This window comes from Vibrio sp. CyArs1 (genome assembly GCF_022432925.1).
Classification (GTDB): Bacteria; Pseudomonadota; Gammaproteobacteria; order Enterobacterales; family Vibrionaceae; genus Vibrio; species Vibrio mediterranei.
Map to the genome: position 1 here is coordinate 19,288 of NZ_JAKRBO010000018.1, position 14,605 is coordinate 33,892.

14 protein-coding genes, 1 tRNA gene and 1 riboswitch are annotated in these 14,605 nt (G+C 44.2%); of the genes, 4 read left to right on the plus strand and 11 right to left on the minus strand.

Going from position 1 to position 14,605, the window contains the following annotated elements; all coding sequences use genetic code 11:
• The first annotated feature begins 1 nt into the window (after position 1).
• Entirely contained in the window at positions 2-778 is a 777-nt protein-coding gene (locus MMA19_RS25680) for a DNA-binding domain-containing protein (RefSeq protein WP_124940442.1), read from the plus strand.
• The gene (locus tag MMA19_RS25685) at positions 775-1,227 is read left to right on the plus strand and encodes a DoxX family protein (protein WP_240207647.1); all 453 of its coding nucleotides are present in this window, start codon (positions 775-777) and stop codon (positions 1,225-1,227) included. The genes MMA19_RS25680 and MMA19_RS25685 overlap by 4 nt, the downstream gene beginning before the upstream one ends.
• 61 nt (positions 1,228-1,288) lie before the next feature.
• On the opposite strand, the gene MMA19_RS25690 is transcribed toward MMA19_RS25685, so the two are convergent.
• On the minus strand, positions 1,289-1,573 hold the full coding sequence (locus tag MMA19_RS25690) for a hypothetical protein (RefSeq protein ID WP_006074597.1): 285 nt from the start codon (positions 1,571-1,573) through the stop codon (positions 1,289-1,291).
• A gap of 91 nt (positions 1,574-1,664) precedes the next feature.
• Positions 1,665-2,852: a multidrug effflux MFS transporter gene (locus MMA19_RS25695; RefSeq protein ID WP_256200728.1), complete on the minus strand. Its 1,188-nt coding sequence runs from the start codon at positions 2,850-2,852 to the stop codon at positions 1,665-1,667.
• Between the two features lie 120 nt (positions 2,853-2,972).
• Here MMA19_RS25695 and MMA19_RS25700 point away from each other — a divergent pair, with 120 nt between their 5' ends.
• Positions 2,973-3,914: a LysR family transcriptional regulator gene (locus MMA19_RS25700; protein ID WP_088876439.1), complete on the plus strand. Its 942-nt coding sequence runs from the start codon at positions 2,973-2,975 to the stop codon at positions 3,912-3,914.
• Between the two features lie 145 nt (positions 3,915-4,059).
• Complete coding sequence (locus MMA19_RS25705) at positions 4,060-5,853, plus strand: aminopeptidase P family protein (protein ID WP_240207649.1); 1,794 nt, start codon at positions 4,060-4,062, stop codon at positions 5,851-5,853.
• Between the two features lie 80 nt (positions 5,854-5,933).
• Here MMA19_RS25705 and thiH read toward each other — a convergent pair whose 3' ends face one another.
• The 9 genes from thiH to MMA19_RS25750 form a co-directional block, all read right to left on the minus strand.
• On the minus strand, positions 5,934-7,046 hold the full coding sequence (gene thiH / locus MMA19_RS25710; protein ID WP_239914417.1) for a 2-iminoacetate synthase ThiH: 1,113 nt from the start codon (positions 7,044-7,046) through the stop codon (positions 5,934-5,936).
• 23 nt (positions 7,047-7,069) lie between these two features.
• Positions 7,070-7,837 (minus strand): thiazole synthase, encoded by a 768-nt coding sequence (locus tag MMA19_RS25715; protein ID WP_107307584.1) that lies wholly within the window; start codon positions 7,835-7,837, stop codon positions 7,070-7,072.
• Position 7,838: 1 nt separating this feature from the next.
• On the minus strand, positions 7,839-8,042 hold the full coding sequence (gene thiS / locus MMA19_RS25720) for a sulfur carrier protein ThiS (RefSeq protein ID WP_124940446.1): 204 nt from the start codon (positions 8,040-8,042) through the stop codon (positions 7,839-7,841).
• Positions 8,020-8,814 (minus strand): HesA/MoeB/ThiF family protein, encoded by a 795-nt coding sequence (locus MMA19_RS25725; protein WP_006074606.1) that lies wholly within the window; start codon positions 8,812-8,814, stop codon positions 8,020-8,022. Before MMA19_RS25725 ends, thiS begins: the two co-directional genes overlap by 23 nt.
• Positions 8,801-10,036: a thiamine phosphate synthase gene (locus MMA19_RS25730; RefSeq protein WP_240207651.1), complete on the minus strand. Its 1,236-nt coding sequence runs from the start codon at positions 10,034-10,036 to the stop codon at positions 8,801-8,803. Before MMA19_RS25730 ends, MMA19_RS25725 begins: the two co-directional genes overlap by 14 nt.
• A 15-nt stretch (positions 10,037-10,051) precedes the next feature.
• Positions 10,052-11,974 carry a phosphomethylpyrimidine synthase ThiC gene (thiC, locus tag MMA19_RS25735; RefSeq protein ID WP_038224388.1) on the minus strand — a complete coding sequence of 641 codons (1,923 nt, stop codon included), beginning with the start codon at positions 11,972-11,974 and terminating at the stop codon, positions 10,052-10,054.
• Between the two features lie 117 nt (positions 11,975-12,091).
• Positions 12,092-12,190: riboswitch (TPP riboswitch) on the minus strand.
• A gap of 56 nt (positions 12,191-12,246) precedes the next feature.
• On the minus strand, positions 12,247-12,630 hold the full coding sequence (crcB, locus tag MMA19_RS25740; RefSeq protein WP_006074609.1) for a fluoride efflux transporter CrcB: 384 nt from the start codon (positions 12,628-12,630) through the stop codon (positions 12,247-12,249).
• Between the two features lie 150 nt (positions 12,631-12,780).
• Positions 12,781-14,163: a multicopper oxidase family protein gene (locus MMA19_RS25745; RefSeq protein ID WP_240207653.1), complete on the minus strand. Its 1,383-nt coding sequence runs from the start codon at positions 14,161-14,163 to the stop codon at positions 12,781-12,783.
• Positions 14,164-14,398: 235 nt separating this feature from the next.
• Positions 14,399-14,475, minus strand: a tRNA-Asp gene (locus tag MMA19_RS25750).
• Between the last annotated feature and the right edge of the window lie 130 nt (positions 14,476-14,605).

Below are 14,605 nucleotides of genomic sequence, written 5' to 3' on the forward strand. Positions count from 1 at the left end.
AATGACGCTTAACGAGCTCCAACAGCGATTCAGTCAAGCACTCCTCTATCAAAGCACCGGAGAGGACTGTGACATTTTATCCGATCATTTTACCGCGATTGATCGAGTCCAGATCTACCGAAATAACTTTGTTGTTAGCTTATCTGAGGTACTAGCAGCTTGCTATCCTATAACACGCCAACTGGTTGGTGATGAGTGTTTTGATTCGATGGCAAAGCACCATATTACTCAACATCCTCCGCGCTCCGGTAATGTTATGAGTTATGGAGCCGGGTTTGCTGACTCTGTGAGCCAACTTGAAAACATCACACTTGCTGTGCCATATCTGCTGGATGTGATGTCGATTGAATGGTCATTAGACGAACTGCAAAGAGCACAAGACGTTACTTTAAAAGAAGATCTGGAACCTATCGTCAATTTGGCGTCCGTGCCAGAAAGTCAACATTCAGACTTAGTGTTTCATGTGAAACCTTCTAGTCACTTAATCTACTCGAATTATGCCATCGGTAGTCTTTTCCAAGCAGTAAAAGACCATGAATTCGATAACCTAGACATTAACCAAGCCGAAACGCTACTCATGGTTAAACGAGGTTCTGCTCAACCAACGCTACACATTCTGAATAATCAACTTCAACAGCTATGGGTCGAGATAAGCCATGGCAATCCATTAAAGCGAATAAATCCCGCTCTACTATCTGAACTACCAAACTTGCTTACGTGGGACGTTGTAGCCGGGTTCACTCTATTCGACGAAAGCAATCCAAGGAGTATGGTATGAATACGAAAGTAACACACTGGCTCACGATTTATGACAACCTTATCGAAGCGCTACAACGCGGCTTTGTGCCCTTATTATTAGTGTTCTGTCGACTTTGGGTTTCATGGGTATTTTTTAATTCGGGACTCACCAAGATTGCTTCCTGGGACAGTACTCTCTACTTGTTTGAGTATGAATATCACGTCCCTCTTATTCCTTGGGAGCTAGCGGCTTATATGGGAACAGCAGCAGAATTGGTGTTACCTGTCTTCATGGTTCTCGGTTTGTTTACCCGCCCAATGGCAGCAATATTATTTGTGTTTAATATCATTGCGGTTGTTTCTTACCCGCTACTTTGGGAAAAAGGCTTTTATGATCATCAATTATGGGGACTAATGATCTTGATAGTTGTCGTTTGGGGACCGGGACCAATATCTGCAGATAAACTTATCCGCTCTAAATTAAATTAGCATTAATAAGAATGGAAAAAATAACCCCGCTTAGATAAGCGGGGTTATTTTGGGATGTGATTTATTTATTCGCCAGAAACTCTTTAAGTTCTTCTGCGGAAATACCTTGGTCAGAAAGTTCTTTCGCTAATAACTGAACTTGTTCACCTTTGCGAGACTCAATGACTCTCTGAAATTGATACACGATATCACGCAACATGTGGATTGGTACTTGTTTAGCGGCACTGCGGATGCGCTCTTCGCTCTGATTGCCTAGTTCATTAAGCAATTTACCAAACATGATTTTTTCTGGAGACTCTTCCATCTGCTCGAGAATGCGAGCCATTTCGTAAGTTGTCAAAGACATTACTGCGTTTATCCAGTTAATAATTAATACGGTGTGTTTATTGCTAAATATACACCTGTTTCTTTAATTGGAAAACAAAATCGTTTTTAAATTAGCCGATTTTTACAGTTTGATGCCAACCTTTGCCAACTTTCGATCTTAGGATAAATAACGCAGGCAACACTAACCACATTTGCATTGCGATCATATACGGCGCATCAAGACCCGCTCTTTGCATCGTCCCCACGAGTAATCCAGAGCCACTCATTTGAAACAGACCCAACAATGCTGCAGCTGTACCCGCTTTATCTCCAAATGGTGCCAACGCTTTACCAGCGGAAGCTCCTAGAATCAACGCGAAACCAATTGACGACATAATCACAGGAAGCATAAATGATGCAGGTGTTGCAAAACGTGCACCCCACGCCATTAACCCACCAGCAACTAATAGTGTGGTAATACCTAATTGTAGTGTTTTGTGAGTACCTATTTTATCCATAATCTTAGGCGCTAGCATACATGCCGCAATGTTAAAGACCGCATTCAGACCAAACCAGTAGGTAAACTCATTCATCGTTAGTCCCATCTTGTCCATCAAAACCACTGGGGCTGAGGTGACATAAGCTAAGATAACACCCATGGCTAATAAGCATAACGACGCATGGAAAACGAACGTCGGAGTTCGCAGTACATCGATGTAGCGCGACAGCGCAAAGTACTGCTGTCCTTCTTGTTTAGGGTTGGTCTCCCTCATGTTGAATAGCACTAACGCACCAACAAACAACGCGAAGCCGGCCATAAAGCTAAAGTTAGCACGCCAGCCATATTGTTGGGTCAGGTAGCTGCCCAAGATCGGTGCTAACGCAGGAATAAAGCAGATAGCGCCATTAAGATAACTGATCACCTTGCCGCTTTTCTCTGGCCCATACATGTCGCGAACGGTTGCAAAGGCTGCCACAGATGTCGCGCACGCACCTAAGCCTTGCAGCAACCTAGCAGCAAGCATCCAATCAATTGATTGAGCCGCCCACGCCAAGCAAGCACTCAATCCATAGATAGCTATACCGCCGAGAGCAACCGTTCGACGTCCAAGTTTATCCGCAAGGGGACCTGCAAACACTTGTCCTACACCCATAGCAAATAGGAACCACGTAATCGTATCTTGCGCTAACGTATGCTCTACATCGAAAGCAGTAGAGATTTGTGTTAACGCTGGAAGATAAATATCGATAGCCAGTGGGCTAAAGAATACCAACATAACTAACGCTGCGATTTGGATTTTTGACGGTGCCGTTTGCAAGGTGTTTACCTCTTACAGATAAGATAACTTTAGATTGTTTGCGCAGAGTGTAGTCTTGTTATGATATGAACAGAAATGGTTTATACTCATTAGCATTATTCCCAGCAGGAATGTCTTAATATGAATCTCGAAAAGCTAAGCAGAATTGATCTTAACTTATTGTTGTGTCTGAATGTGTTACTTGAAGAATGTAACGTGACTCGCGCTGCGAACCGCTTATGTCTAAGTCAATCGGCCGTAAGTAAGTCACTTGCCAAACTCAGAGCGCTTTTCGACGACCCATTATTTACTCGCCATGCGCATGGTCTGTTGCCTACACCACGGGCATTGCAGCTCAAACCTAAGCTCGAAGTTCTAGTGACTCACATGCAATCGATAACTGAACCACCCGAGTTCTCACCGACTACCAGTGAATATCGATTCCATATTGCGGCGGTAGAAAGCGTTTATCCGCTTATTATGCCGCACTTCTTACCAGCTATTTTTGGACAAGGACCAAACCTCAGCATCAGCACCCACTCTTGGACTGAGCTGACGTTTGAGAGAATGCAAAAAGGTGAACTTGATTTAGGGATTACAGGTAAAGACATCGATATTAGAGATGCAGTTCGAACCATGTATCCACCTGATGATATCCAAGAGCTTGAAGTGTATCGTGACAACCAAATGTGTTTAGTCCGCGCAAATCACCCTGTGCTATCTAAGCCTTGGAATTTGGAAACCTACTTGTCGCTTCGCCATGTACAAGTTCGTTGTGATGGAAGTGATCGATGGTTATTAGACTACAAACTCTCAGATATGGGCAGAGAGCGCGATATCGCAATCACCGTTCCTGACTTCAATAATGCCGCAGCACTTTGCAGTTACACCGACTTTGTCTTTACCGCACCTCGACACTTCGTACACCTAGTCGCGGAGCAGATGGGGCTTACCGTGCTTCCTTTACCTTTAGAGTTTCCTCCGATGGCGTACACACTCTTTTGGCATAAGGACAGAAATCGCGATCCAGCGCTAACTTGGCTGATTGATATTATCCGTCAGAAGACATTACACCTGAGATAACCCGTATAACGTTTGACGTCGGGTTTTGATTGTTGAAACCTTATTTCGCAGCCACCGGAATCGATTGTATATGGGCGGCAAAAGCGCTAGCTTATAGGGCAAATACTACCAGGTGACTTGTTTCGCCATGATGAAGGAATAACAGATGCAGGAACAAATTTCTCGCCGAGTTGAGCTGGTTCAAGCTTGGCTTGTAGCAAACGATCTTGATGCGTTTATCGTCGCACACGAAGACGAGTACTTGGGCGAGTATGTACCCGCTCATAATGAGCGTCTACATTGGCTAACGCAGTTTACTGGTTCAGCAGGCGCTGCTGTTGTGACTCGCAAAAATGCGGCCATTTTTGTCGATGGCCGTTATACGGTGCAAGTAAGAAAACAAGTACCTGATGGTATTTTTGAATACTGCCACCTCATTGAGCAACCACCAATTAAATGGGTAACCGAGACACTTCCTGTCGGTTCTCGTATTGGTATAGACCCGCGCATGCACCGTGGCAGCTGGTATCAAGGTGCCTTAGTTCAATTGGGTAGTAAGTTCGAACTGGTCGCAACAGAACAAAACCCAATCGACATTAATTGGAGCGATCGTCCAGAACCTCAGCTAAGCCAAGTTCGTTTAATGCCTATTGAAAAAGTAGGACAAAGTAGTCAAGACAAGCGTATAGCTCTAGGGCAATCACTAGTGGCCTCTGACGCTGATGCCGCTATCATTACTGAATTGGATTCGATTTGCTGGCTTCTGAACGTACGTGGGCTTGATGTATCTCGTCTGCCAGTCTTATTGGCGCATGCCATCCTCTACTCCGATGGCTCAACAAAGTTCTTCATTGATGAGTCACGAATTGACGACCGTGCGGCATTCGACGTTCACGTAGGCAACGGAGTTGAAGTATGTAGCCCTAGCGATTTAGAGCGAGCTCTTGAGGCTCTATCTGGCAAAAAAGTCACCTTGGACCCAGCAACCAGTAATGCTTGGTTCCAATTAAAGCTTGAGTCTTTCGGAGCGAAACAGTTACAACTTGCCGACCCTTGTCTAATGCCAAAAGCGGCTAAAAATGATGTAGAAATCGAAGGAATGAAAGCTTGTCACATCCGAGATGGTGCTGCGATGGTTAAGTTCCTCTCTTGGTTGGACAAAGAAGTGGCTAGCGGAAATCTCTATGATGAAGCTATTCTCTCCGATAAGTTAGAATCATTCCGTCAACTCGATAGCTCACTCGTAGACCTTAGCTTTGACACGATTTCCGCCTCTGCAGGAAATGCCGCGATGTGTCACTACAACCATGAAAATCAAGAAGTCCCTGGTGCGATTATTAAAGATACTCTATATCTAGTTGACTCAGGTGGCCAGTATCTTGATGGTACTACCGATATCACAAGAACAATCGCTATTGGTTCGCCTTCAGAAGAAATGAAGCGCCAGTTTACATTGGTGCTGAAAGGTCATATTGCTCTTGCATCCGCCCTATTCCCCAACGGCACCTGTGGTCACCAGTTAGATGTTTTAGCTCGTCAGCATTTGTGGGCAAATGGTTTTGACTATGATCACGGCACTGGCCATGGTGTTGGACATTTCTTAAGTGTTCATGAAGGACCACAACGCATTGCTAAAGCAGTGAATAACACTCCACTCATTGCCGGAATGGTACTGTCAAACGAACCTGGGTACTATCGCGCTGATGAGTTTGGCATCCGTATTGAGAATTTGGAACTGGTTATCGAGAAATCGACACAAGGTGATGCTAGCATGCTTGGTTTTGATTCGTTGACTCGTTGCCCTATCGATAAGCGAAATATCGTTAGCTCATTGTTAACGGATGAAGAAATCAACTGGCTGGATTCGTATCACCGTAAAGTGTTTGATGAGGTAGCGCCACTTGTTGAAGGTGAGCCGCTTGATTGGTTAGAGCAAGCCTGCGCACCGCTTGTTCGCTAGCTTACCCGAGAGATTAAAAAGGAGCTGTTTAACAGCTCCTTTTTTTGTTTCACGTGAAACACTTCATAGACTATACCGGTTTATCCTGAATAGGATTGGTGCCAATCTTTCCAAACCGGTTCCATTCCAACTTGCTTGACAGACTCAGCAACAAGACGAGCGCTACGTTCATCACTAATAGCAAACTGTTCAAGCTCTTCTTCTTCATTAGCGTAACCACCAGGCTGTGTTTTTGATGCCGCACTGATACTGGTGATTCCTAGTGGATAAACATGGTCTCGAAAAGTTGGAGATTCACGTGTAGACAGAGAAAGCTCAACTTCATTGTTAAACAATCTATAAGCACATATTAGTTGCACTAACTGTTTATCTGTCATTACAGATTTTGGTTGCAACGCACCTTCACAGGGTCTTAGCCTTGGAAAAGAGATAGAGTAACGAGACTTCCAATAACGGCCTTCTAAGTACTGTAAGTGTGCTGCTACAAAAAAGCAGTCCGTGCGCCACTCTTCTAAGCCGATCAACGAGCCAATACCAATCTTATCGATACCTGCTTTCGCTAATCTATCAGGTGTATCTAACCGATAATCAAAATCCATCTTGTTGCCACGCAAATGATGTTCGGCATAGGTTCTGCGATTATAGGTTTCTTGATACACCATAACCGCATCCAAACCACTATGCTTTAGCTCAGCATACTCACTTTGCGCCAAAGGTTGAACTTCCATTGCTAGGTAGCTGAAGTGCTTTTTGATTGCAGGAAGAACTTGCTTGAAATACTTCATCCCTACTTTGTTTTCATGCTCTCCCGTTACCAACAGAATATTGTCAAATCCCATAGATTTAATCACATTGCATTCAGCATTGATTTCCTCTTCAGAGAGTGTCTTACGCTTAATGCGGTTTTCCATTGAGAAGCCACAATAGGTACATGCATTGGCACAGAGATTAGACAGGTACAATGGAATGTACATCGACATGGTATGTCCAAAACGCTTACGAGTAAGCGCAAAAGAGCGCTGCGCTAACTGCTCTAAGTACGGCTCTGCCACCGGAGAAATTAACGCCTTAAAGTCTTCAAGATCTAACTTGGTTTTACTCAAAGCACGCTGAACGTCTCTTTCTGTTTTCGAGTATATTGATAGACGAACGTCGTCCCAGTTGTACTTAGCGTGTTCCTCAACAAAACTCATCGTTTCACCTTTATCTATCGTACTCACATTGAATCAAGAAAAGCGGTTAGCGGGCTGGATGCCACCGCGTGGTTTACCGTTCCTGCTAGGCCACTTTCATAGGCCAAACGCCCAGATTCGACTGCGAGCTTAAATGCACGAGCCATTTGAACTGGATCTGCCGCCGCGGCAATCGCTGTATTCACCAACACAGCGTCTGCGCCCATTTCCATTGCCAACGCAGCATGAGAAGGCGCGCCGATTCCGGCATCAACAACCACTGGTACGTTAGCCTGCTCGATTATAATTTCTAAGAAATCACGACTTACCAAACCTTTGTTACTACCAATGGGTGCTCCCAAAGGCATCACCGCAGCACAACCCACTTCTTCTAGATGCTTGCATAACGTAGGATCTGAGTGGCAGTAAGGAAGCACAACAAACCCGTCTTTTACTAACTGCTCCGCCGCCTTCAAGGTCTCAATAGGATCTGGTAGCAAGTATTTTGGGTCTGGATGAATTTCAAGTTTCAGCCAATTTGTGCCTAACGCTTCGCGCGCTAAGTGCGCAGCAAAGACGGCATCTTTTGCGTTCTTCGCCCCAGATGTATTAGGTAATAGGTTTACGTTATTACCAATAAGTGGACTTAGGATGTCGTCATCTTGTTGGTTTAGGTCAACACGTTTAAGTGCCATGGTTGCCAACTCTGACTGACTTTCAGCAATAGCTGCAATCATGAGTGACTTATCGGCGAACTTTCCCGTTCCAGTAAACAAACGTGAGTTAAAGGTCTTTCCTGCGATAGTGAGCATATTAGCCTCCTGCGATAGCTTGGAAAACATTGATGGACATGTTGGATTTGACTGTGAAATCCGACCATTTGGCTCTTGGTATAATTTCATCGTCTACTGCTACCGCGCAGCCTTGCGTTTCAATATCTAGCTCTTTAAGTACGCTAATGAGGTTAAGCTCGTGAGAGGTTTCTTTCGGTGCGTTATTTACGGTAAATTGGATCATTTTTGATTCCTGTTGTTATCTTCGAATCACGGCAAACTGAACACGTCTCATCATGAGAAATCTTAAGAGACTGCCACTGTCCAGTTAAGCCATCAAATAGCTTCAATTCAGGGTGACTGCTGTTACCTAAGTCTGTAATGACCTTTAGCGCCTCTAAAGCTTGATAGACGCCCATCATTCCCACTACTGGTCCCATTACACTCGACTCAGAACATTTCATTGCCCTATCAAGTTCTTCGAATGGATAGAGGCAGTGATAACAAGGTGTGGCTAGTTTAGAGAACTGAAATACCGCCAATTGACCGCTCCAACCTATCGCGGCGGCAGTCACTAGAGCTTTGCGATTCTCAACACAGGCTTTGTTTATTGCCTGCCGAGTTTCTATATTGTCAGTACAGTCAATCACAACATCTGCCAAGGACACCTCGAGCGCTAATTGGCTACCGTGCAAACGACGCTTAATGGTCCTAACATTAATGTCTGAGTTTTGTGCCTTGAGAAAATCAGCCAGAGTTTTTACTTTGGATTGCCCAACCTCATTTGAACGATAGGTAATTTGTCTCGGTAAGTTCGACAGCTCGATATCATCATCATCAGCGATAACGATTCTTCCTACTCCCGCTCCAGCTATATACATGCTTGCTGCTGTTCCTAATCCACCACACCCAACAATTAGTACATGACTTTCACAAATCGCCGCTTGGCCGTTTTCACCGACATTGGGCAAGCTCAACTGCCTTAGATATTGTTGAAACTGTTTATCGGAGACCATCACGCTCTCCTGCCATTATTAGTGAGAACTCATTGATAACGTGCTGAGTATCAGCCGCTAATGTTAACGCTCTCACTACCGCTAGGCTGGTAACACCACAATCCCAAACAGGTTTAGCGGTTTGCAGATCAATACCGCCAATAGCAACTGTCGGGTAACCAAGCTTCTCTCCATATTGAATAGAGTCGATCAATTGCTGATACAGAGCGAGTCGTACCAACCCCTGAGGTCTTGATGGCATGACTTTAGTGGTTGTCGGAAAGATGTGACCTAATGCGATGTAGCTGGGATGAATTTGGACCACTCGAAGCAGCTCATAATAGCCATGGGTAGAAAGACCAAGCGCGATATTGTTGGATGCCAACAAGGTAAGGTCTGCAGTCTCTATATCTTCTTGACCTAGGTGTACACCAAAGGCGCCATACTCAATAGCCAATTGCCAGTAGTCATTGATAAATACTTGCGCGTCATACTGCTCACCCAATTGAATGGCTTTCTGAATCTGCTGAGCAAGATTAGGGTAATCAGGGTCTTTGATTCTTAATTGAATCGTCTTTATACCTTGTTTCAGTAAGCGCTCAATCCACTCTACGTTATCAACAACCGGGTACAGCCCAAGACTGCTTTTAGATAACGTCGGAAATACGGATGTGGAGGCTCTCACTGCCCATCCCACTTTAATAGCTAGATGAGAGTTTTCTATCACCGGAGTGAAGAACTGCTCCCTTGTTGATGGCCATGTTTCACGTGAAACACTTCCTGCTCTAGCTAATATAACAGCATCTTCAAGAGGAAAATCCAACACAATAGAGACAATAAACCAAGCAAAGTGCTCTTGAGCATCAGTTAACGATAGCGCTCCCGATGACGCCTTAATCACCTCTTCACGACAAGACCATATATCCTTGCGTTCAAACTCCGAATGAACATCAATATAAACGTCTCCAAGCGTCATTGACTGTATCACCTTGGGGAAATCGCTTTCTACAAAACCATGGTGATAGTGAAGTCGATAGTCCGCCTCATTATTCATTTGCACTGATAGCAGATCAGAACTGATGATTTGGCGACGTTCAGAGTCATCAATGTGAATAACATCCGACTCTTTGACTTCTGATATCTGAATATCTTCGATATCAAAGCCTACACTCTGCGCTAACGACAGAACATGACGAACGCGTTCAATAAGATCTTGATGATTAGATGGGATTAAAAGTGTCAACGGATGCTCCTTCGCTTACTCTTCAGTTACGGCTGGATGATAAAGTTCGGCGCCCGTAGCTCTGAACTCTTTAGATTTTTGACGCATACCTTCCAATGGATCATCAATCAATTTGATGTCGATGCTCTCAGCCCCTTGCTGCTCTTTGGCGTATTCTCTAACTTCTTGAGATATTTTCATTGAGCAGAATTTAGGTCCGCACATAGAACAAAAGTGAGCGACTTTTCCGGACTCCTGAGGGAGAGTCTCATCGTGAAATTGACGCGCGGTATCAGGGTCTAATGACAAGTTAAACTGATCTTCCCAACGGAACTCAAAACGAGCCTTTGACAAAGCGTTGTCTCGAATTTGTGCACCAGGATGCCCTTTAGCTAAGTCCGCAGCGTGAGCGGCGAGCTTATAGGTGATAAGCCCCGTTTTTACATCGTCTTTGTTTGGTAGACCGAGGTGTTCTTTTGGAGTGACGTAGCACAGCATAGCGCACCCGTACCAGCCAATCATAGCCGCACCAATACCTGACGTAATGTGGTCATATCCTGGTGCAATATCTGTTGTGAGTGGACCCAACGTGTAGAATGGTGCTTCGTGACAATGCTCCAGTTGCTCTTCCATATTCTCTTTGATCATATGCATTGGAACATGGCCTGGACCTTCAATAATTACTTGTACATCGTGTTCCCAAGCAATTTTAGTGAGTTTCCCAAGTGTGCGTAATTCGGCAAACTGAGCTTCATCATTGGCATCAGCAATAGAGCCAGGGCGTAAGCCATCTCCTAAGGAAAGAGCCACGTCATAGCGTGCACATATCTCACAGATTTCTTTGAAGTTGGTATAGAGGAAACTCTCCTCGTGGTGGGCAAGACACCACTTAGCAATAATGGATCCGCCGCGAGATACGATTCCAGTAACACGTTTAGCAGTCATCGGAATATGACTCAGAAGTAAGCCAGCATGTATAGTAAAGTAGTCAACGCCCTGCTCTGCTTGCTCGATAAGCGTATCGCGCATAACTTCCCAAGTAAGATTTTCAGCAACTCCATTCACCTTCTCTAAGGCTTGATACATAGGAACCGTACCAATTGGCACAGGGCTATTTCTCAATATCCACTCTCTGGTTTCGTGGATATTACGGCCCGTCGACAAATCCATTACCGTATCGGCGCCCCAACGAGTGCCCCAAACAAGTTTTTCTACTTCTTCTTCAATCGATGAAGTTACTGATGAATTGCCAATATTGGCATTAACCTTCACCAAGAAATTGCGTCCAATGATCATTGGCTCTGACTCGGGGTGGTTAATATTGGAAGGAATGATCGCGCGCCCTTCAGCTACCTCTTTTCGAACGAATTCTGGCGTAATCTCTTTAGGTAGATTAGCACCAAAGTGCTGACCCGGATGCTGCTGGGTGAGCATTTCATCATTGAGTTTTTGACGTCCCATATTCTCGCGTATCGCGATGTATTCCATTTCAGGGGTAATGATGCCTTTCCTAGCATAATGGAGCTGAGTAACACATGCGCCCTCTACACCTCTTCGAATACGGGGAAGCTGACCATAGCGAAGCTCATCAAGCGTCTCATCCTCAAGTCTCTCTTTGGCAAATTCAGAGCTCACACCGGCTAATACTTCCGTATCAGAACGTTCATCAATCCATTGTTCTCTTAACTTTGGTAGGCCTGAATAGAGGTCAATATGGTGGTTTGGATCAGTATAAACACCGGACGTGTCGTAGACATGAATAGGTTCGTTGGGAACATAGATAGGGTTATCTTGACTGCCTCCAATCAGGCTGTCGGCCAACGATATCTCGCGCATAGGGACTTGTAAGTCACTGCGGCTACCTTGAATATAGGTCTTCTGAGAGTTTGGATAGGGAGTCACCGATAGCGTATCGATGAAGTTTTTTGCTTCCAGTCTGCTTTGCTTACGTGTCGACATAGCATTTCCTTATATATCATATAGTTATAAAAGATAAATGCTTGACGGATGTGTGAGTACAAGAGGTATCAACCACAATAGCTTGCGCTATTTGATAAATAAAAGAGGGAGGGTTTCCATTTTATTTCTCCTGTTCCCTTCGCTGGTACTAACCAGATCAGGTTCAACGGATCCCGAATTAACGGTCTCAGCCCTAAGGCACTCCGACAAGTATTGAAGCGATTATAGAATAATTAGTTCCGATTTTTCAACCAAACTATGTATCTTTTTGTTTAACTTTTGATCAGCAACTGAAACCCTATCCAGCATGCAGAGATACTTAGAACCACATTGAGTAGAACATTAAGTCCCATTTTCAAAAATGCTCCCTGTTGCATCAAGAGTACATTGTCCATGGAAAACGTAGAAAAGGTAGTTAAAGCGCCAAGAAACCCAAGACCTATTATTTGACGCCATGGTTCTGGGGCAAGTACTTCAGTCTCAAAAGCTGCTATGAGTAACCCCATAATAAACGAACCAACTACGTTAACGGTAAGTGTCCCATAAGGGAACCCTCGACCAAAAAGTACAATACATAATTCTGAAACTAAGTAGCGTGAGCATGCACCAAAAGCACCACCTATCGCTATAAAACCTAAAACTGCAAACTGACCCATCATCGAGTACCTAAAATTAAATGCCTATAGAGCTAATAGTATACGAACACTTGATGATTTCGACAGAAGTCAGCGAAAATTATGTTTTCATAAGACACAGATATAGTCTATCGTTTGTAGTCAAAATTTAAAACGTTACAGGAGTCACTTTTAACTCACTTTGACGTATCCCATTAGTCCTGTCTTCATATGTTCAATAACATGACAGTGATACATCCAGCTTCCAGGGTTATCTGCAACAAATGCAACTTTTGCTCTGCCGTTTTTTCCAAGTAACACAGTGTCGGTATGAAATGGCTCGACCTCTTTGTCATCCAGCTCAAGCACTGTAAAAGTATGACCATGTAGATGAATAGGATGGTGATACTGTGTGACATTTCTGAGATCGAAAATATAAGTACGGCCCAACTCCAACTCTGCAATAGGATCTGGTATTTTATCTTTACTCATGCCTTCCCAAGCTCTTTTGTTCATTAACCAGAACTTAGGTATAGCTTTACCGTCTTTACTTGCTGGAGTAACAGCCCCTTCCCACTCGAAGACAAAGTCCTTGGTGATGGCATTCGATAGGTCAGGCTTTGGAATTGGGTTTAATGGTAAGGATGGTATCTTTTGTTCCTTAGCAACGCCCTCACCTTTGACTGAGAAAGAACAAAGAGGAAATGGGAAGTTACCCTTTAGGTGGCGAACATAAACTGTAGAACCATCTTGCTTAGGGGCAACTATGGCCAAATCAAGACGCATACCTGGGCCCATTTTATGGTCAGTAAGCTTATACGGAGTGGATATTGGGTTTCCATCGATAGCAATTACCCAAGCTGTCGCACCTTCTACAGCGATCTTATAAGTTAAGGTATTATCAACATTTACCACACGCGCTCTAATAAGCCCGTTAGGACGAACTTTGTAATTAGGTTCATTGGTACCATTAACTGTTCCCCACTCACCAGGAGTACCCATACGAGCGCTATATCGGGGAATCATTAGCTGCTTCCAATTACCTTTTTTGTCTATGTGCCAATTTTTTAATACTAATTCCATATCATGATCGAATTCTAAAGGCTCGCTCTCTTCAACAATAAGCGCTCCAACCAATCCCTTGCCGAGTTGAACCACGCTATTCATATGAGGGTGATACCAAAAGGTTCCGGCATCTGGCGGCGTAAATTCATAGATAAAGGTTTCATTAGGCATTATCGGGGGCTGACTTAGGAAAGGTACGCCATCCATCTCGATAGGTATTCGAAGTCCGTGCCAGTGAATCGTCGTGGGTTCGTCTAGCTTGTTAGTGAAACGAATGACTACCTTCTGTCCTTGCTTGCAGCGAATTGTGGGCGCAGGAATTTGGCCGTTAAAGCCTAAGACCTCGGTTTGATATCCTGGAACAAGTTCTGCAGTCGTAGGTTGCGCCGTCAGATCATAAACGATGCGATCTTGTGACTCAGAGACTTTTGTTAATGAGCACCCAGGGATAGCAGCTATAGCAGAAAATGATAATGAGCTTTTTAAGAAAGTACGACGAGATAGATTCATTCTAATAGTCCTTTTTTTGACCTATTAGATAATGATTCTCAATTACTTGCAATCAACTTAATTGATAGATGTGAATGCAGACTTGAATGGCTATATGAAAACTATGATAAATATCAGACTGTTACGACTTGAGGTAAAAATCCGTTTAAGTCGATAATAACAGCACCAGGGAAGTTAATTACTAAACTTTAGATAATAAAAAACCCGACGCTTTCGCATCGGGTTTTCTAATAAGTGGCGGAGTGGACGGGACTCGAACCCGCGACCCCCGGCGTGACAGGCCGGTATTCTAACCAACTGAACTACCACTCCGCAGTGGTCTATTTAAAGTCTTATCTATACAGTGCTTTAAACAGATGTTGTTCAAAGCCTGGCGATGTCCTACTCTCACATGGGGAAGCCCCACACTACCATCGGCGCTATTGCGTTTCACTTCTGAGTT

Bases quoted from the DNA above. Each gene is read 5' to 3' on its own strand.
- MMA19_RS25745 (WP_240207653.1), bottom strand. From the start codon at position 14,163: ATGAATCTATCTCGTCGTACTTTCTTAAAAAGCTCATTATCATTTTCT.
- thiS (WP_124940446.1), bottom strand. From the start codon at position 8,042: ATGATCCAATTTACCGTAAATAACGCACCGAAAGAAACCTCTCACGAG.
- MMA19_RS25705 (WP_240207649.1), top strand. From the start codon at position 4,060: ATGCAGGAACAAATTTCTCGCCGAGTTGAGCTGGTTCAAGCTTGGCTT.
- thiC (WP_038224388.1), bottom strand. From the start codon at position 11,974: ATGTCGACACGTAAGCAAAGCAGACTGGAAGCAAAAAACTTCATCGAT.
- MMA19_RS25690 (WP_006074597.1), bottom strand. From the start codon at position 1,573: ATGTCTTTGACAACTTACGAAATGGCTCGCATTCTCGAGCAGATGGAA.
- MMA19_RS25725 (WP_006074606.1), bottom strand. From the start codon at position 8,814: ATGGTCTCCGATAAACAGTTTCAACAATATCTAAGGCAGTTGAGCTTG.
- thiH (WP_239914417.1), bottom strand. From the start codon at position 7,046: ATGAGTTTTGTTGAGGAACACGCTAAGTACAACTGGGACGACGTTCGT.
- MMA19_RS25700 (WP_088876439.1), top strand. From the start codon at position 2,973: ATGAATCTCGAAAAGCTAAGCAGAATTGATCTTAACTTATTGTTGTGT.
- crcB (WP_006074609.1), bottom strand. From the start codon at position 12,630: ATGGGTCAGTTTGCAGTTTTAGGTTTTATAGCGATAGGTGGTGCTTTT.
- MMA19_RS25680 (WP_124940442.1), top strand. From the start codon at position 2: ATGACGCTTAACGAGCTCCAACAGCGATTCAGTCAAGCACTCCTCTAT.
- MMA19_RS25715 (WP_107307584.1), bottom strand. From the start codon at position 7,837: ATGCTCACTATCGCAGGAAAGACCTTTAACTCACGTTTGTTTACTGGA.
- MMA19_RS25685 (WP_240207647.1), top strand. From the start codon at position 775: ATGAATACGAAAGTAACACACTGGCTCACGATTTATGACAACCTTATC.